We start from the raw sequence: 21575 nt of genomic DNA, 5'->3' as shown, positions 1-21575 counted from the left end.
GTGAAGTGAACCAGACAAGAAGATTTCTGCAGAAGAGGCACTAAGATTCTGCTTCTGACAAAGGGAACTCACAGGAACACATACGCAGCACTACGGGGCTTATGATACAAGGCTACAGGAATACTATTGAGCAAGAGGAGTTCGCTCAACAATTGTTTGATCTATGGTCGGGTATTGTTCGATTACTTCTCCAGATGCAATATCGCCATTCTCTATCATTTCTTCAAGCAACCACCATGCCAGCTCAATGTGGTCAGATTTAATAGAATAGTATTCATCAGGAACGCCAAGATCATCAAATTGGTCCGGATCAACGGAGGTCACTCCATACACTAGAGTTCCATCATCGGTAATTTCATCGAACGGACGGCGGACATTTTCAGCTGTGCGCTTGAGGCGCTCACGATGTTGTGCGGCGTCTTTGAACTGAGCTGTGCAAAAGTAAACCTTCTCGTGTGATCCCATCTCTTCAAGGATTTTTTCTGTTGGACTGTTGACAGCACTAATGTGATCAAGATCACGTTCAAATCCAGCTGAGCGCATTCGCTCATGATTTCCTTCAGTCATCTCGAACTCATTGATATTACAGAAATCGGCCGCCCCCTCCTCAATAAACTCAATAAACTCTTGTTCGGGTCTGATACCAGGGATTTCAAATGCGGGATCAAGGCCAGCATCACGAGCATCATATAGCCGCTGCTCCCACTCTGTTCCATGTAGATTCCCCCACATGGCATACGGTGGATGAAAGCGAATCTCATCGAGACCTGCACTAGAAAGTCGCTTGAAAGTGTCTTTATCGCCTGGAACCGCAGTATATAGATGGATATGATGGTCCCCACCAAACTCTGTTTTTAGTAGGTCAATATAATGACAGGTACGGTCGAGGACCTCAAGTGGTTCACCACCAGTAATCGAGCTACCAAGAGCATCCATTTTTTCTGCCTCTTCGATGACATCAGCATCGTGTGAAACAGGCCGCTCGTTTGCATATACAGTATCAGTATCTTTCCGGGTTTCACTAAGCGGACAGTAAAAACAGTCCCGTCGCTCACAGGTCCCTGAAACAAACAGAACCAGTTTTCCACCTTTTGCACACTGCCGGCAGCCCTCAGAAATCATCTACAAAAGCAATAAAAACTCACACAGCAAAAATTACAGGTTTTAGTCTTCTCCGCGGACTACTCTAGGATTAAGTTTCGGAGCAATTCGTCTTTGTGAAGTACTCAGGAGTCAACCACAAGGCTTCACCGTCTTAGGGCTGCACCGCGTCCGCAGGTGGACTTAACTTCTACAGGCTACGTACCCGTCCTCAAGGAGCGAGTAGGACATAGCCGAATCAACGCCTGCTGAGACTGGCACCGCTGCGAGGACACTCTCTAGGTCTCTAAAGATGTGATTCCTGCAAGTACCGTCTTTGACACAGGAAGCCCCACCCGCGAGGAACGAGCGGCGGGAGCCGCGAGTGAGTAGTGGGGTATTTCACTCTCCATGAGGAGTTAACTGGAATTCACACCCGAACGAAGGATCCATGAGAGACTGACGCCCCACCACGACACGATAACTCCCACCCCACGCCTAATGGACGGTGTTGAGAAGAGTCGCGGTTCCAAACTAACGACCAGCGAACGAAATAGGGTCTTCATTCCAAACTTTGGACATTTTCTCTTGGCTGTTGTCTTTGTATTATGGATCAAATACATAGATCTATGTAATATCATGTCAACATTCATCTTCGGCGGCAAGTCGGAAGAGAAATCTTCGATTTTTTCAGACGACTCCAAGCACTCGGCCTGCTTTCTCTGTAGACAAACTACAAAGACTGTTGGATAAAAGTATTATACAAATATATTCTCAGCGCAGCCAACTTGTCCTTTTCAGTATACTGTTACTTTGCTCGTAACTTGCTAAATTACGACTATATGGTTAATTTTAGGCATACAGAGAGATTAGAATTTGTATGGTGCAGAGACGAACGGTCCTTGGCGCAGCTGGTGTAGGAATTACTGGTGGACTCGCCGGATGTTCAGAGCTAAGTGACTTCATTATGGATGGCGAAGCAGAATTTGATGCCCATCCTGCCTATGTGCCGAAGAACTCGCTTCCAAATGAGTTCAGGATTGTCAATCTTGAGAAATACGAAATCGAGGAGGATGTCCTTGATCGAGATATCAGGATCAATGCATGGATGACAGAACACGCAAAAAAAGTAGAAGTAGAGATTGGAGAAGAATCATTCGAGGGCGACTTAGTTCAGTTTCTGTCACTTTCATTACCAGAAGCGGATATTGGAGTGGATGATGCATTGCCTATCGCAGACTCATCTCCGGAGGAAATTCTCAACGAGCTAGAAGAACGATACGAAGATGCAAGCAAGTACGGATACGACTATGAAAAGGTGGATGAAGATAAAAAAGAAGTCTTGGGCCAAACGGTTACTGTCGGAAGATTTCGTCTTGATCCGGATTGGGACGATGTCATTGATGAAGATCCAGAAGATGTCTTTGGTGTTGAAGACCCTGATGTAGTTCTCCTACTAAGTGAGACGGTGAACAACGAAGGAGATCATGTCTTGGGTGCTGGGGCGTATCCGTCGGTTGATGAGGAAGAACACAGAGAGATTTACGAAGAATTGAACGTTGCAAACTTAGAAAGTGAAATAGAGAGTATGTTTGAAAAAGTTGAGCATCCTGTGAATCAAGAGGAAATTGAGAATGAAATTGAAGGATAAAGTTCAGAAAGATTGTAAATGAGGAAATCATAAGTATATATAATGCTGCTGGTCCTGTGCGTCGATCTGGACGATGATCTCGGGCGAAAAACCGGGATTGAAACACCAGTCATTGGGAGAGAAGCTGTCGAATCAGCAGCCGTAGCGCTTGCTACAGCAGATCCAGAAGATTCGGATGTGAATGTGCTATTTAAAGGACTTAATGTTGCTGACTCAATAGAGGATGAATCGGTGGTTGTTGCGGCAGTCGCCGGTGAAGACTCATCAGATGTGGCAGCAAATCGGCAGGTTGGCGAAGAGGTTGATAAGATTCTTGCCAGCCTCGATACGGCAGAAGAGGTTCGAGCATTGGTTGTTACAGATGGAGCGCAGGATGAAAGCGTGTTACCAGTAATCCGATCTCGGGTTCAAGTTGATGGGGTTCGGCGAGTTGTCGTTCGACAGGTGCAAAATCTTGAATCGATGTATTATACAATTAAGCAGGTTCTAAACGATCCGGAAACACGAGGAACGATTCTAATTCCCCTTGGAATTCTATTACTTGTTTATCCACTTGCGACATTAGCTAGTTACTTTGATCTCCCAGGAGTGGTATTTGGAGTAACTTCTGGACTACTTGGGCTGTACCTAATTGGACGAGGATTGGGATTAGAAGACACAGTCGATCAATCTGTGGATCAAGTACGGTCAGCACTGTACACCGGCCGCGTCACGCTGATCACGTATTTAGTTGCAATTGCACTGCTGATTATCGGGGGGGTAAGCGGAATCGAAGAGTTAGAGGCAATGCAGGCGGCAGAAGGATCGCTGGGGATTGCTGAAACGATCGCCGCATTAGTACATGGGGCAGTAGTCTGGTTCGCAGCGGCAGGAATTACAACTAGTCTCGGACAAATAACGGACGCATATCTGCATCAGAGCCTCAAATGGCGGTATCTAAATGCACCAGTGTATGTCATCGCAATTGCAATCGTTTTGTATGCTGTTAGTGGATTCTTTATTGGAGCAGTATCACTTTCACACCTCGCTGCGGCACTGACAGGCGGATTTATCCTTGGAGTTGCAAGCACATTGGTTATTGCCGTTATTGAATCTCGAGTTCCAAAAGATCCGGCCTCCGCATCTTGAAAATTAAATCTCTATGTGTAGTAACAAAATATACTGACCGAAGAGCGGAACCACTAATAGGAGTAATATAAAAGTCCCAAATAACACGGTATACCGATGACGCAATCTGCAGACTATCGAACTTCGACAGTTGAACAATACCTATCGACAGTGATCTTTAGGCCAGCATGGGTTGGGTTTGGGCTAATTTCAATAGCGTTTATTCTTGGAGCAGAAATACCTCTTGAGTATCAGTGGATACCGCTTGCTGCAAGCATTGTTCTTCTTGGATTACCGCATGGAGCGGTTGACCATTTAGCCTTGCCACGGATTTATAACTCAACGCTGAACCTACGATGGATATTTATTGTTGTTGGACTGTATGCGCTTTTTGGAGGGTTATACCTGCTGTTGTGGTTTGTTATGCCGGTTGTCGCATTTGCAGTGTTCATTGGAATAACATGGTTACATTGGGGACAAGGTGAATTGTACCCATTGCTCCGGATAGCACACGTTGAACATCTTTCTGGACCAGTAATGCGAGGGTTAACAACACTTGTTCGAGGGGCTTTACCGATGCTTGTGCCACTAATAGCATTTCCTGATCAGTACCAGCTAGTTGCTGAGGAACTGGTTGGGCTTTACAGTGTCTCAGCGGCTGCAACGATAGAAAGCGTATTTACGACTGAACTTCAGGTAGGGGTTGCTATATTCGTCGGAATATTGATTATGATTACGCTGGCTGCTGGTGGATTCACTGCTATACAACAGGGCAGCCTGAAAGGGTGGGCACTTGATGCTGGCGAGACAGGACTACTGGTTGTATTTTTTCTTTCAGTTCCTCCAATATTAGCGATTGGGATATACTTTTGCTTCTGGCATGCACTTCGGCATATTGCCCGATTAATTGCAGTTGATCAGCGGGCAAGTGTTGCACTTGACACGGGAAACTGGAGAGAAACAGTATGGCGATTTATCCGTGATGCTGCACCACTAACATTTGTATCAATCTTGCTACTGGGCATACTATACGTGATTTCGCCTGGAACTCCAAGCACGGTTGCAGAGTATATCGCACTGTACTTAGTGTTAATTGCTGTGTTAACTCTTCCACATGTTGTTGTTGTCAGCTGGATGGACTACAGACAGCAAATATTCACTAGAATCTGAGGATCAATAACGGGTCGAAAACCCGAATGGTTTTATTGCTATCCTATTTAGCCACAAGAAGGGACTGACGTTCCGTCAGGGTCTAATAAAAACACAATAGGACTATGCCAAGTGATGAATACGTCCGGCAATGTAAGCAGATTCACCGGGAAACGGGCCGCACGTTCTATTTTGCGACACAGTTGCTACCAGAGCGAGTACGACGACCAACCTATGTCTTGTACGCATTTTTCAGAATTGCAGACGAGGTAGTCGATAGTGAAAAAGCAGAGACAATACCAGGTGATGAGCAGCGTCGTCGTCTGGAAGTGTTGCGAGAACAGGCACTCGGGGAAAAAGAGCCAACACGCCCAGAGCTGAAGGCGTTTCTTGAGGTAAAAGAAGAGTATGATATCCCCGATGAAGAGATCAATGTTTTTATCGACGCGATGAAGACAGATATTGATAAAAGTCGGTACGAGACATTTGGGGAACTTCGAGACTATATGAGGGGATCAGCCTCAGCTGTTGGAGTGATGATGACTGCAATCATGGAGCCGGAAAACCGGGATAAAGCACTACCTCACGCGAAAGCACTTGGGGAAGCATACCAAATGTCAAATTTTCTCCGTGACGTGCGAGAAGACATTATTCAGCGAAATCGGATCTATCTGCCACTGGAGACATTAGACCGGCATGGAGTAACTGAAGACCAAATCGAGGATCTGGAATATAGTCCCGGGTTTGGTGAGGCAATTCGTGACGAGCTACTGAGAACAGAGCAACTATATCATGAAGGTGTCGCCGGGATTCGACTACTACCCAAAGACTGTCAGTTTGCTGTTTTACTTGCATCGGTCATGTACTCTGATTATCACACCCAGATTCGAGAGTATGACTATGATGTATTGAATAACGAGCCAAGCCTCTCGATGCCGAGAAAGCTATCACTTTTCGCTCGGACGCGCGTGCGATGGCAACTGTCAAAAGATCCAGATCGTGTGTTTAGGAAGGTAAGCCCACTTGTTTTACCAGAAAGCCCATCCGACCCTCAAGACGTCACTGATAGAGTTTTAACATATAACGATTGATACTCTACAGATATTAGCTAGGTTATGATTAACGTTCTCCAACGGCTTCAGCCGTTGGATTCTCACGGTACCTCACCGCTTGTGGGAGATTCAGGGTTACAGTCCGGTCGACATGACCAGACTTCTATCGGGGCCAAGCTGCCATCTCTAATCTAGACAGAAGAATTCAGCAGTACTGTGTTTGCCGGAATCCACAGCAGCCATCTGACGGAGATTCTTCAGACATAGCGTGGGCCGCATCCCGATATCATCCGTTTGCTCAGGCGACGGAACCGCCTCAGGACAGTTATAGCTACCTCTCCGATAAGGATAACAACTTCAGGGTGACACTCTCATGTTGATTGACTCTCAGTTGTCGGCTTCATCCACACCTTAGATGGACGTTCCCGTGGTACCACTGTAAAGCAGAATCTATATTCTGAATTCTTGGCTAAAAGCTCGCGATGGGAAAAAGTGTCAGCAATGATCTAGCTTGGCTGCAGCTATTTCCTTCCCAGCAGAATCAAGGCGGATACTATGGGGTTTGACCCCGAGGCGATTGACACAAACAGTATTTATTGTTCTTCTTGATAGATATATAATAAGACAATACTATCGGCTTACGGATTGATTGGAAGTCCCAATACCTGCGAAATCAAACCAGTCAGCTCGGTACAATACGGTTAGAATAACAAGAGTAAGGGCAAATGCCGCCCAGTTACCGAAGTAGAGATTAACAAGACCCCAGAAAATTGCGAAGTTAATAAGATCATCTAAGAAGAACTCACATTCAGATAGTCTTGTTTTGATTTTTTCGTGATCAAATGAAAAGTGAATCAATCCAACGGCAATTGATCCAGAAACAACCCAGCCTAGATAGTTCATGACTGGAACACCATAGTAGATTCCAGGATCATCCCAGCCCAGTAATTCAGTTGGATGATTCCACTCCCAGAAATTAAGTGAGACAGCACCTGGGTCAAGGATAAGATCAAGCATTATGACAAGTGCCACGACAACAGGATAGCGGATATATAGTGAGTCCGAACGGTCACCAAGCATTAAAACTGCCAGTAAATAGCCATTCAACAGAATCGGGAAGTAAAATATAGGAAGTGCCCATGGGATTTCACCTGAGAAGAAAGGTGCGAGATCTCCGGGTAACATTGGACCAAGGTCTCGCTGATAGGAGAACTCTCCATATGGAATGTGGTATGTAACGCCAGTCAATTCAATTGCCCATGTAAACAGTACCAGTAGAAACAGCCCAAAAGCAGCCTTTCGATCAATAATTGGGGCAATTCCCGCGATCAATGGGAGTGCCATGACCGTAACAGCAAAAACCAGCAAGTATGGATTAAATGCAAGCCATTCGGGTATCAATCCCTCACGACCACTAACCAGCAAAAAGACACCAATAAGCGGGAACGAAATTGCAATTGTAAATCGGTTGTTTCGTACCAACTTTTCAAGCCGTGCTGTGATCTGACGACGATCCATCAATATAGTCTGAAACAGACAGGTACATCAAATATCCGATTACAGATGAGTGGAGTCTAAACAGGTCGAGTATATTTGTAGCAGAATATTGTCGAATTAGCGCGATAAAACTTCAACCCCGAGCCAATTTAGTAATGTAGGAGGTTTCGGTCGATTGCCAGCGAAATCAGATCAATGTCGATGGTGGGATAAGATTGAGTAGAGCCCAAAGCGTGAGAACGGCTCCAACAACGGTATTAATGTACGGGTACCACCAGTATGCTCGATCAATCGGCACCGAAGAGATCATAATACCGGCTGCAAGCGCAGCATAAACTCCAATTACAACTCCAGAGTACAGGCTGTAAAAACTGAATGCAAGTGCTGAGATGAGCCAGACACCGATACAATAAACATACGTATTTTGCTTACCAAGTGCAGTGGCAGTTGTATCAATTCCTGCCCGTCGATCTGGCTCGATATCGGGGATTGCAGAGAAGGTATGCATTGCCATTGCCCAAAGCCAAGCACCGACAACAACTTCAGCCGGAGGATGCGTACCAGAGACAGCGACATATGCTGCTACACCCGGAAGAACGTACAATCCGTTTGATATAGAATCAAGATACGGCGACGTTTTGAATCGGAAAGGAGGGGCACTGTACTCTGTAGCTAAGATTATATACAGTACCAACCATGGCCATGCTGCAGTGTCAATAAATGGGAACAGGAGAAACATTGCAGCCCCGCTTCCCAGAACAATGTACGGGACATAGCCTTGACCTCGATATCTCACCTCTTTCTCTTCTTTTTTTGGGTTCTCTTGATCGATATCAGCATCAAATAAATCGTTAATACCGTACAGGTAGATGTTTGCTGGGGCAAGGAAGTACAAGAACATCCCGACAGTCGTGAACGTGATTAACTCGCTTGGATCAGATGCTGCATACGCTACTGCGACAATAATCGGACCAGCAAGATAGAACCAGAATCGTGGACGTGAGAGTTTGATAAGATACGATGCACGTTCCATTGGTTTACGCTATGTCGCTTATGATTTTATCAGCAGTGATTTCTCCGCTAATAAGACACATCGGTACACCGGCGCCAGGATTAGTGTTGCCCCCGGTTGCATACAATCCGCTAACACCAGGATATCGATGATTTGGTCGGAACATTGCTGTTTGCATTTTTGTGTGGGCAATACCTAGCGCAGACCCTTGATTACTGTTATATCGACCGACAAAATCGGAGATACAAAATGATTCTTCTACGACAATTCGATCCTGGATATCTGTATTAGCATGCTCTGCCAAGGCATCGATCAGTTGATCACGGAACCCTTCACGAATAGTTGAATTATCTTCAATTCCGGGTGCGATTGGGACCAGAGCAACGATATTATGATGTCCATCAGGAGCGACTGAGTCATCGGTTTTGGATGGAACACATATGTAGTAGGAAGGGTTGTCCGGCCACGACGGATCATCAAAGATTGACTCGAAGTGCTCAGACCAGTCAACTGGCATAATCAGGGAGTGATGACTAAGTTCAGGCAAATCGCCCTCGACACCGAGGTACATGACAAATGCAGCCGGAGAATATGTTCGTGAATCCCAATAATCTTCACCATACGCGCTTTTTTCTGGTGGTAAAAGTTCTTGTTCAGCGTGTGTAAGGTCTGTGTTGAGAACAACAAGGTCAGACATTACCTCAGCAGAACCACTCTCATGATTACTAGTAGATTCCGGTGGGCCATCGTTTGGAACGGCGATTGCAGTTGGGGGATTATCAGAAACCTCAGAAAGTGGTGATTCTCCATTTTGATTTGTCTGTTCAACATCAACGATGAATGCTCCGCGGCGGCCACGAATATTTTTCACCTCAGCGTTGACATAATAATCAACTCCGAGATTATCACCTATTTCAACCAGTGCATCAACAACAGATCCAAGGCCGCCATCTGGATACCAGACCCCGAGATTGAAGTCAAGATGGCTCATCAAGCTATAGAGGGCCGGCGTGGTTTTCGGAGAACCACCAAGGAACAGGAGAGAATACTGTATAATTTGCTGGAGTTTAGGATGATCAAAGTACTGATCGACGTGGTGTTGCATATTGTTTCGAACATCAAGCCCACGTGCTTTCCAGAGGATCGAAGGATCAAGCCAATCCCGGAGTCGAGATCGATCGGTGTAAACGAAATGTTCCATTCCAATCTCGTAAGTGTGCTTAGATTCAGTCAGATAATCATGAAATTGCTCTCCAGCCCCGTCTTCGTAGTACTCAAAAAGGCCAGCTAGTTTGTCAATATCACCTGAAATTTCAACATAGTCACCATCCGTAAAGTGAATACTGTAGTGAGGGTCTAAGTGAGTAAGGTCATAGAAGTCATCTGTCGTATGATTAAAATGGTCGAAAAATCGGTCAAAGGCATCGGGCATCAGATACCAAGATGGCCCCATATCAAACGTAAATCCATCGCGATAAAGCCGGCTAACTCGACCACCAGGTTGCTCATTTTTCTCAAGTACTGTTACATCAGCACCAGCTTTTGCTAAGTAACAAGCATTTGCCAGCCCACCAATCCCGCTCCCAACGATCGTAATGGAGGTTCCATCTAGTTTGTTCATGTGTAACTATATGCACCCATGCTTGTTAAATACTCAGGTTTAGGATAATTTCAATCCAGCATACAAGACTCACAAATTATACAATAACCCAAGAAATATAACAACAATATTAGCGTTCTCGCTGGACCACAAACTCCGCCAAGTCACGAAGATACTGTTCTGCTTGTTCGTTCTGTAAATTTGCTCGGGTTAGTGCTTCAACAGCTTTGCGCGATTCTTGCTGAGCATAGGCATCTGCTTCGTTGGCACTGAGTTCAGTAACATGTACGATAGAAGGCCGATCCATATCAGCATCAATTCCGGTTGGCTTCCCAAGCTTTTCCGTCTCAGCTATTGAGTCAAGCACATCATCGCGGATCTGAAATGCAATTCCAACACGTTCAGCATATTCCCCGAGCGCATCAATTGTCTTGGGGCTAGCATCCGCTGCGACACCGCCAAGTTCAGCAGCAGCACGGAACAAGGCTCCAGTTTTCCGACGAGCTAGATCACGGTATTCAGATTTGTTTACGGGGCGGTCTGCCAGCTCCATAGCTTCTCCCTCACCCAAATCAACCATTGCTTCAGCAACTATTCGAGTAGCTCGTGGATCCGATTGGAACAAAGCAAATGCTTCGCCAAGTAGACCGTCGCTTGCGATGATGGCTGGACCATACCCGAATTCTATCCAAGCGCTGTCTACGCCGCGGCGAATTTCAGATTCATCAATAATGTCGTCGATGACAAGGGAAGCAGTATGAACAAGTTCAATACCTACTGCAAAGTCAATTGCTTTCTCGGGATCACCACCAGCAGCCTCACAACAAAAGAGTGTAAGCATCGGTCGAACACGCTTACCACCGGAAAGGGTAACATGGCGCATCTCCGTCGCGAGCTCTTCGTGTTCGATCTCGTCGATAACTTCCTCAAGACGAGATTCAACAAGATTCCGGCGGTAATCAAGCAACTCCATAATTTATGTAATGTACATTGCCTGCGAGACGCAAGTAGAAAACTGACAAGAATGAAATTCGATCATATTTGGTTGTGATCTGAGATCAAAGGGTCTAAACTGAGTGGCGTTACGACGTTTCAAAGTCCGGGGCCTGAGCAGTGGTAACGATTGCGACTTCTGGTTTGTACTCTGGACCCATCAGCGTATGATCAATATGGGTAAAGCCAGCTTCAGTAAACATTCGATCAGCCTCAGCCTTCCCGTAGAAGAGCATAATTGCATCTGCAAGTTTTTCCATTACTGTTGTTTCGGGGTTATTTGGTCCAACAACAAGAACCTCTCCTCCGGGTTTGAGAACGCGGTTAAACTCACGGAGTGCAAGCACTGGGTTAGGCCAATATTCAATTGAACCAGATGACCAGACAACATCAAATGTATCTGAGGCAAAAGGAAGTCGTTCTGCATCACCGAAGGTGAAGGTTACTGGGTCGTGTTTACCTAATTTCTTCCATGCATTTTCAAGCTGGTGTGCGCTCTGGTCGAGACCATATACGTTATCCGAGCGCTCAATGAGTGCTTCAGTTGCAAATCCAGTCCCGCAACCAACATCAAGCACCATATCATCTTGCTGAATATCTATCATCGACATTGCCGTATCGCGCATTTCTTCATTCCAGATGTATGGGTTAATCTCGTCATACACCTGAGAGAGATATTTATAGAAGAATCGAGCACGACGTTTGTTCTCAAGGACTCCCATTATAGACACATACGAGTCCGATCCTCATAACGATATGTATCACGGAATTCCTGTATCCGGACAAATACCGATTGTTCTAGTGTTGGTCTATACTGAGGAGTTAGTATGGCAGGGATTACTCGAAATAAGTTGGTATGTTACTCGGATAAATCCGCAACGCCCATATATGTGGTATGATGAGTTTTCCACGATATCGAGTATGCCGAGGCCAGAGGTTTTGCAGCGGGTCAAAGAGGCCGAGCAGGAAGCTGATGAAATAATTGCGCAGGCGAAAGAGATAAGAAAGAACGCCTCACAGAAGCCCGTGATCGTGCTAAGAAAATCCGCCAGGAGGCCGAGGCGGAGGCTCGTGGGCATAAGCAAAAGCGGTTAGAAGATAGCTCGCGAGAAAATTGAACAGGAACGCAAACAAATCGTTGAAGAGGGTGCTGAAGAACGTGAGGCAATCGAATCTGCTGCCTCACAGCGAATGGATGATGTCGTCAACCACGTAATCGAATTGATCGAGGAGGAGGTACATGCTCAGACCTAAGCGAATGAGTAAGGTCTCGATTACCGGGGCAAAATCAGTAATGCCACCGGTGATCGAGGCAATGTATGGCCTTAGTCTGGTGCATATAAGTGACTACGACGGATCGTGGGAAGGATTTGAGAATGGTAAGCCGCTTGAAGGATCGGAAGAAACCTCAGAGAAGTTGGTGACTGTCAGATCACTTGAAAGTATTCTCGGGATTGAGGATGCGGTAATAGATGATTTACCCGAGCTGGATCAGGACGAGATCAATGCTCAGCTTGAAGAGGTGAAAGCAGAAGTTAACGAGTTAGATGATCGACGAAATGAATTACGGATCGGCGACGAGAGATTTCAGAGAGAATTGAAGCACTAAAGCCATTTGCAGAGCTGGGAATTGATCTGGATTTGCTACACGGCTATGACTCAATTGATGTTGTTGTCGGTGAAGGTAGCCAACAAGCAATTGAGCCAGTCATAGCAGATGTAGATGAAATTGACGCATACGAAGTGTTTACTGGTGGGGATATCGTCGCGATTGCTGCAGCTGGTGAAAACGCCGAAGAACTGATCAGTGACGCATTGGTTGGAACGCAGTTCGCACGGATTGAAGTCCCTGATGAAGAAGGAGAACCTTCGAAGCGACTGGATGAGTTGCAAAATGAGCGGGCATCTTTAGAGAACGAAATAAAGCAGATTGATGAAGAACTTGAAGGGATTCGTGAAGAAGTTGAAGAATTCGTTCTTGCTGCTGAGCAGTACCTATCAGCCCGAGTGCATCAAAAGGACATTCCACTGCAGTTTGCAACAACAAAGCGAACGTTCATCGCAGAAGGGTGGGTCCCAACTCGACAAGTTGAAGAGCTAAAACAGACACTACAAGATGCTGTCGGTGACCACGTCGAAGTCGAAGAGATTGAACGGGCAAACTACAACGCCGTAGAGCACGGAGAGCACGAAGAAGAGGATGACAATAATAAGGCTAGTGGTCAAGCAGCGAGCCAGTCTACAGAGAAGGCTGTAACAGATGGAGGCCAAACTGTTACAATGGATGAAACGCCTCCAACAAAAATGAACAATCCAGGACCAGCGAAACCGTTCGAAAAGCTGGTCCAAGTAGTCAACCATCCAAAATACTCTGAACTTGATCCTACGTTTATTGTCTTTCTGACGTTCCCATTCGCATTCGGGTTTATGATTGCCGATATCGCGTACGGGTTCCTGTACATGGGAATCGGATACGCACTTTGGCAGTTCCGTTCTGAGATGCTGAATGCACTTGGATGGGTTGCCGTCTGGTGCGGTGCGTTTACCGCCATCTTCGGATACTTTTATGATGATTTCCTTGGATTGCCGACTGGACTTGAAACACCAGGCGTAGGACTCTTATACAAAGGATATGAGCCGTACGCAGCAGACATCGAGTCCGGTGTGTTCGGCCTAGGTGCTGTTGAATGGGCACAATTGTGGATTCTAGTGGCCATTGTGTTCGGTGTCATCCACATGTCAGTTGGATGGACGATGAACTTCATTAACGAGCGGGAACATAGCCTGTCACACGCCGTCTTTGGATCATTTACCTGGATTGCAGCGGCAGTTGGGCTCTACATGTTCTTGTTCAGCGAAGTAGCAGCCGGACTCGAAGCAATTCCGGCGTTCATTGCTGGAGAAGAGGCAGTCTGGTCGTTTGTGCCGGTACTCGAAGGATCACTGCCTGAAGTCGCTGGCTGGATTGGTATCGGCCTGTTCGTGATTGGGGTGATCGAATTGGATACGGTGAAGGAATCATCGGGGTTATCGAGATTCCATCCCAGATTCTTGGACAAACACTGTCCTACCTCCGTATTCCAGCAGTTCTTCTTGCAAAGGGTGGAATGGCACTCGTTGTGCTGATCCTAACCGAGCAAATTCTTGGTGTGGAAAACATATTAACTGCTGAGCCAGGTGACACCCCATCATCGGTCCTTGGTGAGCCAGGTGAACTTGCAGGGATGTTTACCGGGTTAGGACTTGAAGGGCTCCTGTTGATACCCCTAGCAATACTTATATTCGTTATCGGACATATTCTTGTCCTGGTACTCGGTATTACCGCAGCAGGAATCCAGATGTTGCGTCTAGAGTACGTTGAGTTCTTTCAGAAGTTTTATGAAGGCGGTGGTGAGAAGTATAAACCGTTCGGACGTAACAATAGCAACATTACTGAGGACTGAGTAAATCTATGGTACTTGAACTAACGACAGACACGACACAGGTTCTACTGAACAGTGGACTAACCGAAGGAGCAGCAGAAGTGCTCGCAGAAGCAGACGACCCATACGGATATGCGCTCGCCGCCGGTGCGCTTGGTGTCGGACTATCAGCACTCGGAGCAGGTATCGCAGAAGCCCGGATTGGATCAGCAGCAGTTGGCGCAGTTGCTGAAGATCGAGACATGTTCGGTACGGGTATTATCTTCACAGTCCTGCCGGAGACGCTGGTCATTTTCGCCATTGTCGTCTTCATTCTGCTGCTTTAACGCCACCTTTTCTTTCAAACAATGAGCCTTGATACAGTAGTTGAGGACATACGAGAGGAAGCACAAGAACGCGCTGAAGAGATTCGCCAAGAGGGTGAAGAAGCAGCAGAAGAAATCATCGCAGAAGCCGAATCAGATGCGGAAGAGATTCGTGAATCTGCCGAGGAAGAAGTCGAGCAGAAAATCACCCGGGAGCGTGAGCAGGCAAAATCGAGTGCAAAACTCGAAGCAAAGCAGGATCGGATCGGAGCCGTCGCGAGTTGCTAGAAGAAGCATACGCAGCCGTAGAGACAGAACTTGCTGAGCAGAGGAAGATCGTCGGAGATCGTTGACTGAAGCACTGCTTAAAGCTGCTGGCAAGGAGTTTAACAACGGCGAACTCGAAGTATATGGACGAGCAGACGACAAAGAACTACTCCAAGATATTTGCGAAGAGTCTGATGGATATACCTATGGTGGCGAATACAGTTGTCTTGGCGGGGTTGTCGTTGAAAGTGCTTCCTCAAATGTTCGGGTCAATAATACGTTTGACTCGATCCTCGAGGACGTATGGGAGGATAACTTGCAAAACATCAGCAACACACTATTTGAACAATGACACCAGGGCGCCTGCCAAGAGAGATAACCGGGTCAGCAAATCCGGAATATGTGAATTCACGTGTCCGGACACGGCGGAAAAAGCTGTTCGATGACGATGACTATCGAAAGTTGATCCGGATGGGAACGAGTGGGATCGCTCGCTTTTTAGAAGAAAGCGAGTACGAAGACGAAATTAACACGCTTGGCGCTCGATACAGCGGTGTTGATCTAATAGAGTATGCGTTAAACCGCAATATTGCTTCACATTTTAGAGACTTACTCCGCTGGTCCGATGGACGGGTTCACGATCAAATTGCAAAGTATCTCCGGAAGTACGATGTGTGGAACATCAAAACAGTTCTACGTGGGATATACACAGATTCAGACCCAGAGGAAATTAAGACGGATTTCATTCGCGCCGGTGAATTAAGCGATCGAGTGCTTGATCAGATGGCAGAGTCTGAGTCAATTGACAATGCAGTAAATCTGTTGGATGGAACAGTATATCATAATCCACTTGTCGAAGCAATGTCGGAATATCAGGACACAAATGCATTGGTTCCATTGGAAAATGCACTTGATCGGGAGTTTTACACATTGATGATGGAAGGAATGTCAGCGATTGGTGGAGATGACGGAGCGACTCGACAATACGTAGAGTTCCTGCAAGCCGAAATTGACTTCCGGAATACTCGAAACGCGTTGCGTCTTGCTCGAAGTGGTGCAGACATGGACCCAGCGGAGTACTTCATTGATGGTGGGCGTCTGTTTACCCCAGAGCAACTTCGACAACTTGTTAACAACACCGACGAGTTGGTTGGTCATATTCGAGAGAGTAGGTATGGAGAAGAGCTCTCAGACGCTCTAAACCAATTAGAGCAGGCGGAAAGCCTGATTCAGTTCGAGCATGCGTTGGATGCAGCATTGCTGAAATACTCTGACCGTCTCGCGAGCGTATACCCAATGTCGATCACGACAATTATGAGTTACATCCTCGCGAAAGAACGTGAGGTGGAGAATATTCGTGCAATTGCACGAGGACGCGAAGTCGGTCTGAGTGAAGAAGAAATAGAAGAAGAACTGGTGATCCTATGAGTGGAAGCCAGGAAATAGCCGTCGTTGGCAGTCCGGAATTCACAACGGGTTTCCGACTTGCCGGTGTACGGCGATTTGAGAACGTATCGGATGATCAAAAAGAGGCTGAGTTGGACGAGGCCATTAACAATGTACTAAATGATGAGAAGGTTGGAATCGTTGTTATGCATGATGACGATCTTAAACACCTCTCTCGAGGTGTCAAAGAAGAGGTTGAAACAAGTGTTGAGCCAGTTGTGGTGACACTTGGTGGCGGAGCCGGTAGTGGTGGCCTCAGAGAGCAGATCAAGCGGGCAATTGGAATTGACCTGATGGATGAAGATCAATAAACTATGAGTCAAGCAACAGACGTAAGCACAGACGAAGACGGCGTTATCAAAAGCGTCAGTGGTCCAGTTGTTACAGCAGCTGGCCTCAATGCCCGGATGAACGATGTTGTCTACGTTGGTGAAGAAGGATTGATGGGAGAGGTTATTGAAATTGAAGGCGACATCACAACGATTCAGGTGTATGAGGAAACCTCTGGCGTCGGACCTGGTGAACCGGTTAAAAATACAGGTGAACCACTGAGTGTTGACCTAGGACCAGGCGTACTGGACACAATTTATGACGGTACTCAGCGCCCACTTGATGTTCTTGAACATAAGATGGGCGCATTCCTTGACCGAGGAGTTGACGCACCAGGGATTGACCTCGATTCAACGTGGGACTTCGAACCAGCAGTCAGCGAAGGAGACACTGTTGAACCGGGCGATGTAGTTGGGACTGTTCCAGAGACAGAGAGTATCGAGCACAAAGTACTGGTACCACCAGATTACGAAGGAGGCGAAGTCGTTGAGGCGAAGAGTGGAACCTACTCTGTCACTGAAACTGTTGTCGAGCTGGACAACGGTGAAGAAGTGACAATGCATCAAGAGTGGCCAGTTCGACAGCCACGGCCAACGGTTGATAAGTCCACTCCACGAGAGCCACTTGTCAGTGGTCAGCGTATCCTTGATGGGCTGTTCCCGATTGCTAAAGGAGGAACAGCAGCAATTCCTGGACCATTCGGGTCAGGAAAGACAGTGACACAGCAGCAGCTGGCTAAGTGGGCGGACGCAGATATTGTTGTTTACATTGGCTGTGGTGAGCGAGGTAATGAGATGACGGAGGTCATCGAGGATTTCCCAGAGCTCGAAGATCCAAAGTCAGGAAATCCACTGATGGCCCGTACATGTTTGATCGCTAATACGTCAAACATGCCGGTCGCAGCCAGAGAGTCCTGTATTTACACTGGGATTACTATTGCAGAGTACTACCGTGACATGGGCTATGATGTCGCATTGATGGCAGATTCGACATCACGGTGGGCAGAAGCAATGCGAGAGATTTCGTCCCGGCTTGAGGAAATGCCAGGAGAAGAGGGTTATCCGGCATATCTGGCCGCTCGTCTCGCCGAGTTTTATGAGCGGGCTGGGAAATTCGAGAATCTCAACGGGTCTGAGGGCTCAATTTCAGTAATTGGAGCTGTTTCACCGCCAGGTGGAGACTTCTCAGAGCCAGTAACTCAGAATACTCTTCGAATTGTAAAGACATTCTGGGCATTGGATGCTGACCTTGCTGAACGGCGACACTTCCCAGCGATTAATTGGAATGAATCGTACTCACTGTATCGACAGCAGCTTGACCCGTGGTTTGAGGACGAAGTAGACGAAGACTGGCCAGAAATTCGGCAGTGGATTGTCGATACGCTGGACGAAGAGGATGAGCTTCAAGAGATTGTTCAGCTGGTTGGTAAGGACGCACTTCCGGAAGATCAGCAGCTAACGCTTGAAGTTGCCCGACATATTCGGGAATCGTTCCTACAGCAGAACGCACTGCATGATGTAGATACATATTGCCCACCGGAGAAGACCTACCTCATCATGCAGGCAATCAAGACGTTGAATGACGAGGCATTCGAGGCACTTGATGCCGGTGTGCCAGTCGAAGAGATTACATCGATTGACGCTACTGCACGGCTTGGTCGGATCGGGACAACGCCAGATGACGAAGCAGAAGCGTTCGTCAATGAAGTCCAAGAAGAGATTACTGAACAACTACGGGACCTCTACTGACAATGAAAGAATACCAAACAATTAACGAGATCAGTGGACCGCTGGTTTTCGCCGAGGTCGATGAGCCAATCGGATACGACGAAATTGTTGAGATTGAGACGCCACGCGGAGAGACACGACGAGGGCAGATTCTCGAAACGAGTGATGATTTGGTTGCAATCCAAGTTTTCGAAGGAACCGAAGGAATTGGACTCGACGCGTCAGTGCGGTTCCTCGGTGAAACCATGAAGATGCCAGTTACAGAGGACCTGCTTGGTCGCGTCCTTGACGGGTCTGGTAATCCAATTGATGGAGGACCAGACATTGTTCCAGACGACCGAGTCGATATCGTTGGAGAAGCAATCAATCCTTATGCTCGAGAATACCCTGAGGAATTTATTCAGACCGGTGTATCCGCAATTGATGGGATGAACACACTGGTTCGTGGACAGAAGCTACCGCTGTTTTCAGCCTCAGGACTACCTCACAATGAGCTGGCGCTACAGATTGCGCGGCAAGCAACAGTGCCAGAAGAAGAGGAAGACGGCGGTGAGGGCAGCGAGTTCGCAGTCGTATTCGCTGCAATGGGTATTACTGCCGAAGAAGCAAACGAATTCATGGATGACTTCGAACGAACGGGCGCACTGGAACGCGCTGTCGTGTTCATGAACCTGGCAGACGACCCAGCAGTTGAGCGAACGGTTACACCTCGACTGGCGTTGACCACCGCAGAGTATCTTGCTTTCGAGAAGGACTATCACGTACTCGTTATCCTCACAGACATGACAAACTACTGTGAGGCACTGCGAGAGATTGGTGCAGCTCGTGAGGAGGTTCCGGGTCGTCGTGGTTATCCAGGATACATGTATACTGACCTGGCAGAATTGTATGAACGCGCCGGTCGGATTGACGGCTCGGATGGATCGGTCACACAGATTCCGATCCTCACGATGCCAGGTGACGACGATACCCACCCTATTCCTGACCTAACAGGATACATTACAGAAGGTCAGATTTACATTGATCGTGACTTAGAATCTCAGGGAGTTGAACCCCCAATTTATGTCCTTCCGTCACTCTCACGACTGATGGATGACGGAATTGGTGAAGGCCTCACCCGTGAGGATCACGGAGATGTAGCTGATCAACTGTACGCGGCATACGCAGAAGGTGAAGACCTTCGTGATCTGGTGAATATTGTCGGTCGAGAAGCACTATCTGAACGAGACAACAAGTATCTCGATTTCGCAGACCAGTTCGAAGAAGAGTTTGTCGAGCAAGGATTTAACACAGATCGGGATATTGACGAGACACTCGAGCTCGGATGGGATCTACTTTCAATTCTACCAAAGGATGAGCTTATCCGAATTGATGAGGAGCTGATTGAGGAACACTACCGCGAAGAAGGAGCGGCACACATTTCCGCAGACTAACCAGAGAGCGTATATTCTTTCTTTGTGTATTCTTTGACGTGAGTGATAACACGGTTATACAGCGGGCAGGATTACTATTAATTCTGCTACTAGCTGTGTTTGCAATTGCAACACTTTTCGGTGTTTCATGGGCAGGAGAAGGAGCAATTGCTCTGATAATGCTTGGGGCTGGAATTCTCGGAATTGATGAATTAATAGCTCGAAATTCCGCGATAGAGATTTTTGCTGGAGTACTACTGCTGGGAAGTGGAATAGCAGGGGCAGTATGGACAGTGTTAGGGCAGAACCCATTTGCAGAATGGACAATCATTGGTCCGATGGCGATTGGAATTGCCATCAACTTCTTTACGAATGAAGATGGTTTAATCGGAGTTGAAAAAGACACAGGAAGATGAGTCAGGGTTAGTATAAAATACATGAAACCTACGGGAGAAAACATAGAACAAGAAGAATTCGGCCCTTCTCGACAGTATTAACACGCTCGGATTGATATACATCGACAATGGCTGAAGACGTCAAACCAACCCGTAAGAACTTGATGGAGATCGAAGATCGGATCGAGTTCTCAGAGCGGGGTCACGACACACTTGAAAAGAAGCGGGATGGACTGATCATGGAGTTTATGGATATTCTTGACGAGTCAAAGGAAATTCGGTCTGATCTACAACAAAATTACGAAGAAGCGCAGCGGAAAATCAATATGGCCCGGTCAATGGAAGGCGACATGGCTGTACGAGGGGCTGCCGCAGCACTTGAAAATCATCCGGAGATCACTACACAGTCAAAGAATATCATGGGGGTTGTTGTTCCAGAGATTGAGTCGACGAGGGTTAAAAAGGACCTCGATGAGCGAGGATACGGAGTAATGGGGACAAGTGCTCGGATTGATGAAGCAGCCGAAGCATATGAAGAATTACTTGAAACGATTATCTTGGCTGCAGAGGTGGAAACGGCAATGAAAAAGATGCTTGAAGAAATTGAGAAGACTAAACGACGAGTAAATGCATTAGAATTTAAGCTACTTCCTGAACTACGAGAAAACAAGGAGTACATCGAGCAGAAACTTGAAGAAAGAGAGCGAGAAGAAACATTCACGCTCAAAAAAGTCAAAGAGAAAAAGGAAGCATCAGAGTAGCGACAGAGACGGTTGTCTGTTTGAGATTTCTGGAGATATATTTAACTTTTGCAGGCTACGTCCCCGTCTTCAAGGAGCGACCAACGGGAGCGAGTAGGACCGGGATACAGCCGTCACTTAGCCACAGCGAAAACAGTCAACTCAATTGCTAGCAAACACTAAATTGTGATGGACTTTATTCATGAGGCTGGCTTCGAGTGGGATCATACCCATGGTCAGACTCCATCGCCCCGTCACCAGCAAGTAGGGTTGGGACAATCCGAATCAACGCCTGCGGGGACTGGCACCGCTGTGAGCCTGTCCCAGCACGGGACAGAGCTTGCAAGTGCCGTCGTGGAACCAGAGCACATGTCCGAAAGGCAGGAAGCA

General features: G+C 47.0%; 19 protein-coding genes and 3 pseudogenes. 16 read left to right on the top strand and 6 right to left on the bottom strand.

The annotated features are described in order from the left end of the window. Positions 1-123 precede the first annotated feature (123 nt). Positions 124-1122: a radical SAM protein gene (locus K0C01_RS06265; protein WP_221168876.1), complete on the bottom strand. Its 999-nt coding sequence runs from the start codon at positions 1120-1122 to the stop codon at positions 124-126. Between the two features lie 838 nt (positions 1123-1960). Between K0C01_RS06265 and K0C01_RS06260 the strand changes: the two genes are divergently transcribed. The 4 genes from K0C01_RS06260 to K0C01_RS06245 all read left to right on the top strand — a co-directional run bounded on the left by K0C01_RS06260 (position 1961) and on the right by K0C01_RS06245 (position 6078). Continuing rightward, positions 1961-2731, top strand: a complete 771-nt coding sequence (locus K0C01_RS06260; RefSeq protein WP_221168875.1) for a DUF6517 family protein — start codon at positions 1961-1963, stop codon at positions 2729-2731. A gap of 42 nt (positions 2732-2773) precedes the next feature. Then, a complete protein-coding gene (locus tag K0C01_RS06255) occupies positions 2774-3859 on the top strand; it encodes a DUF373 family protein (protein WP_221168874.1) in 1086 nt (361 codons plus the stop codon). A gap of 96 nt (positions 3860-3955) precedes the next feature. Continuing rightward, positions 3956-5008 (top strand): Brp/Blh family beta-carotene 15,15'-dioxygenase, encoded by a 1053-nt coding sequence (locus K0C01_RS06250; protein ID WP_221168873.1) that lies wholly within the window; start codon positions 3956-3958, stop codon positions 5006-5008. A gap of 104 nt (positions 5009-5112) precedes the next feature. Continuing rightward, positions 5113-6078: a phytoene/squalene synthase family protein gene (locus K0C01_RS06245; RefSeq protein ID WP_221168872.1), complete on the top strand. Its 966-nt coding sequence runs from the start codon at positions 5113-5115 to the stop codon at positions 6076-6078. Positions 6079-6669: 591 nt separating this feature from the next. Here K0C01_RS06245 and cruF read toward each other — a convergent pair. From cruF to K0C01_RS06220, 5 genes are all read right to left on the bottom strand, one after another. After that, entirely contained in the window at positions 6670-7557 is an 888-nt protein-coding gene (gene cruF, locus K0C01_RS06240; RefSeq protein ID WP_221168871.1) for a bisanhydrobacterioruberin hydratase, read from the bottom strand. A gap of 166 nt (positions 7558-7723) precedes the next feature. After that, a complete protein-coding gene (locus K0C01_RS06235) occupies positions 7724-8569 on the bottom strand; it encodes a prenyltransferase (RefSeq protein WP_221168870.1) in 846 nt (281 codons plus the stop codon). Between the two features lie 4 nt (positions 8570-8573). Next, positions 8574-10169, bottom strand: coding sequence for a phytoene desaturase family protein (locus K0C01_RS06230; protein WP_221168869.1), 1596 nt, complete (start codon positions 10167-10169; stop codon positions 8574-8576). A gap of 109 nt (positions 10170-10278) precedes the next feature. Further along, a complete protein-coding gene (locus K0C01_RS06225; protein ID WP_221168868.1) occupies positions 10279-11121 on the bottom strand; it encodes a polyprenyl synthetase family protein in 843 nt (280 codons plus the stop codon). 109 nt (positions 11122-11230) lie between these two features. After that, positions 11231-11863 (bottom strand): methyltransferase domain-containing protein, encoded by a 633-nt coding sequence (locus K0C01_RS06220; protein ID WP_221171147.1) that lies wholly within the window; start codon positions 11861-11863, stop codon positions 11231-11233. 199 nt (positions 11864-12062) lie between these two features. Between K0C01_RS06220 and ahaH the strand changes: the two are divergent. The 12 genes and pseudogenes from ahaH to K0C01_RS06170 form a co-directional block, all read left to right on the top strand. Continuing rightward, a pseudogene (gene ahaH / locus K0C01_RS12925) lies at positions 12063-12395 on the top strand (ATP synthase archaeal subunit H). Positions 12396-12399: 4 nt separating this feature from the next. Next, the gene (locus tag K0C01_RS12760; protein ID WP_255568420.1) at positions 12400-12750 is read left to right on the top strand and encodes a hypothetical protein; all 351 of its coding nucleotides are present in this window, start codon (positions 12400-12402) and stop codon (positions 12748-12750) included. A 32-nt stretch (positions 12751-12782) separates the two neighbouring features. Beyond that, positions 12783-14267, top strand: a complete 1485-nt coding sequence (locus tag K0C01_RS06210) for a V-type ATP synthase subunit I (RefSeq protein ID WP_255568419.1) — start codon at positions 12783-12785, stop codon at positions 14265-14267. Further along, complete coding sequence (locus K0C01_RS12755; RefSeq protein WP_310736336.1) at positions 14249-14584, top strand: hypothetical protein; 336 nt, start codon at positions 14249-14251, stop codon at positions 14582-14584. The genes K0C01_RS06210 and K0C01_RS12755 overlap by 19 nt, the downstream gene beginning before the upstream one ends. A gap of 8 nt (positions 14585-14592) precedes the next feature. Beyond that, a complete protein-coding gene (locus tag K0C01_RS06205; RefSeq protein ID WP_221171146.1) occupies positions 14593-14889 on the top strand; it encodes an ATP synthase subunit C-like protein in 297 nt (98 codons plus the stop codon). A 21-nt stretch (positions 14890-14910) separates the two neighbouring features. Then, positions 14911-15487: pseudogene (locus K0C01_RS06200) on the top strand (V-type ATP synthase subunit E). Beyond that, positions 15484-16563, top strand: a complete 1080-nt coding sequence (locus tag K0C01_RS06195; RefSeq protein WP_221171145.1) for a V-type ATP synthase subunit C — start codon at positions 15484-15486, stop codon at positions 16561-16563. The pseudogene K0C01_RS06200 and the gene K0C01_RS06195 overlap by 4 nt, the downstream one beginning before the upstream one ends. After that, complete coding sequence (locus K0C01_RS06190) at positions 16560-16892, top strand: V-type ATP synthase subunit F (protein ID WP_221171144.1); 333 nt, start codon at positions 16560-16562, stop codon at positions 16890-16892. The genes K0C01_RS06195 and K0C01_RS06190 overlap by 4 nt, the downstream gene beginning before the upstream one ends. Before the next feature lie 3 nt (positions 16893-16895). Continuing rightward, complete coding sequence (locus tag K0C01_RS06185; RefSeq protein WP_221171143.1) at positions 16896-18659, top strand: ATP synthase subunit A; 1764 nt, start codon at positions 16896-16898, stop codon at positions 18657-18659. Between the two features lie 2 nt (positions 18660-18661). Continuing rightward, complete coding sequence (locus tag K0C01_RS06180; protein WP_221171142.1) at positions 18662-20071, top strand: ATP synthase subunit B; 1410 nt, start codon at positions 18662-18664, stop codon at positions 20069-20071. Between the two features lie 38 nt (positions 20072-20109). Then, positions 20110-20466: a hypothetical protein gene (locus K0C01_RS06175; protein ID WP_221171141.1), complete on the top strand. Its 357-nt coding sequence runs from the start codon at positions 20110-20112 to the stop codon at positions 20464-20466. A 107-nt stretch (positions 20467-20573) separates the two neighbouring features. Continuing rightward, positions 20574-21203: pseudogene (locus K0C01_RS06170) on the top strand (V-type ATP synthase subunit D); the annotation flags it as partial. Positions 21204-21575: the final 372 nt, after the last annotated feature.

The organism is Salinarchaeum sp. IM2453 (genome assembly GCF_019693215.1).
In the GTDB taxonomy this organism is placed as follows: Archaea; Halobacteriota; Halobacteria; order Halobacteriales; family Salinarchaeaceae; genus IM2453.
This window is presented reverse-complemented; position numbering and strand designations above follow the sequence as displayed.

What these genes read in the sequence shown, in the direction of transcription:
- K0C01_RS06265 (WP_221168876.1), bottom strand. Translation starts at nt 1,122, where the DNA reads ATGATTTCTGAGGGCTGCCGGCAGTGTGCAAAAGGTGGAAAACTGGTT.
- K0C01_RS06260 (WP_221168875.1), top strand. Translation starts at nt 1,961, where the DNA reads ATGGTGCAGAGACGAACGGTCCTTGGCGCAGCTGGTGTAGGAATTACT.
- K0C01_RS06255 (WP_221168874.1), top strand. Translation starts at nt 2,774, where the DNA reads ATGCTGCTGGTCCTGTGCGTCGATCTGGACGATGATCTCGGGCGAAAA.
- K0C01_RS06250 (WP_221168873.1), top strand. Translation starts at nt 3,956, where the DNA reads ATGACGCAATCTGCAGACTATCGAACTTCGACAGTTGAACAATACCTA.
- K0C01_RS06245 (WP_221168872.1), top strand. Translation starts at nt 5,113, where the DNA reads ATGCCAAGTGATGAATACGTCCGGCAATGTAAGCAGATTCACCGGGAA.
- cruF (WP_221168871.1), bottom strand. Translation starts at nt 7,557, where the DNA reads ATGGATCGTCGTCAGATCACAGCACGGCTTGAAAAGTTGGTACGAAAC.
- K0C01_RS06235 (WP_221168870.1), bottom strand. Translation starts at nt 8,569, where the DNA reads ATGGAACGTGCATCGTATCTTATCAAACTCTCACGTCCACGATTCTGG.
- K0C01_RS06230 (WP_221168869.1), bottom strand. Translation starts at nt 10,169, where the DNA reads ATGAACAAACTAGATGGAACCTCCATTACGATCGTTGGGAGCGGGATT.
- K0C01_RS06225 (WP_221168868.1), bottom strand. Translation starts at nt 11,121, where the DNA reads ATGGAGTTGCTTGATTACCGCCGGAATCTTGTTGAATCTCGTCTTGAG.
- K0C01_RS06220 (WP_221171147.1), bottom strand. Translation starts at nt 11,863, where the DNA reads ATGGGAGTCCTTGAGAACAAACGTCGTGCTCGATTCTTCTATAAATAT.
- K0C01_RS12760 (WP_255568420.1), top strand. Translation starts at nt 12,400, where the DNA reads ATGAGTAAGGTCTCGATTACCGGGGCAAAATCAGTAATGCCACCGGTG.
- K0C01_RS12755 (WP_310736336.1), top strand. Translation starts at nt 14,249, where the DNA reads ATGGCACTCGTTGTGCTGATCCTAACCGAGCAAATTCTTGGTGTGGAA.
- K0C01_RS06205 (WP_221171146.1), top strand. Translation starts at nt 14,593, where the DNA reads ATGGTACTTGAACTAACGACAGACACGACACAGGTTCTACTGAACAGT.
- K0C01_RS06195 (WP_221171145.1), top strand. Translation starts at nt 15,484, where the DNA reads ATGACACCAGGGCGCCTGCCAAGAGAGATAACCGGGTCAGCAAATCCG.
- K0C01_RS06190 (WP_221171144.1), top strand. Translation starts at nt 16,560, where the DNA reads ATGAGTGGAAGCCAGGAAATAGCCGTCGTTGGCAGTCCGGAATTCACA.
- K0C01_RS06185 (WP_221171143.1), top strand. Translation starts at nt 16,896, where the DNA reads ATGAGTCAAGCAACAGACGTAAGCACAGACGAAGACGGCGTTATCAAA.
- K0C01_RS06180 (WP_221171142.1), top strand. Translation starts at nt 18,662, where the DNA reads ATGAAAGAATACCAAACAATTAACGAGATCAGTGGACCGCTGGTTTTC.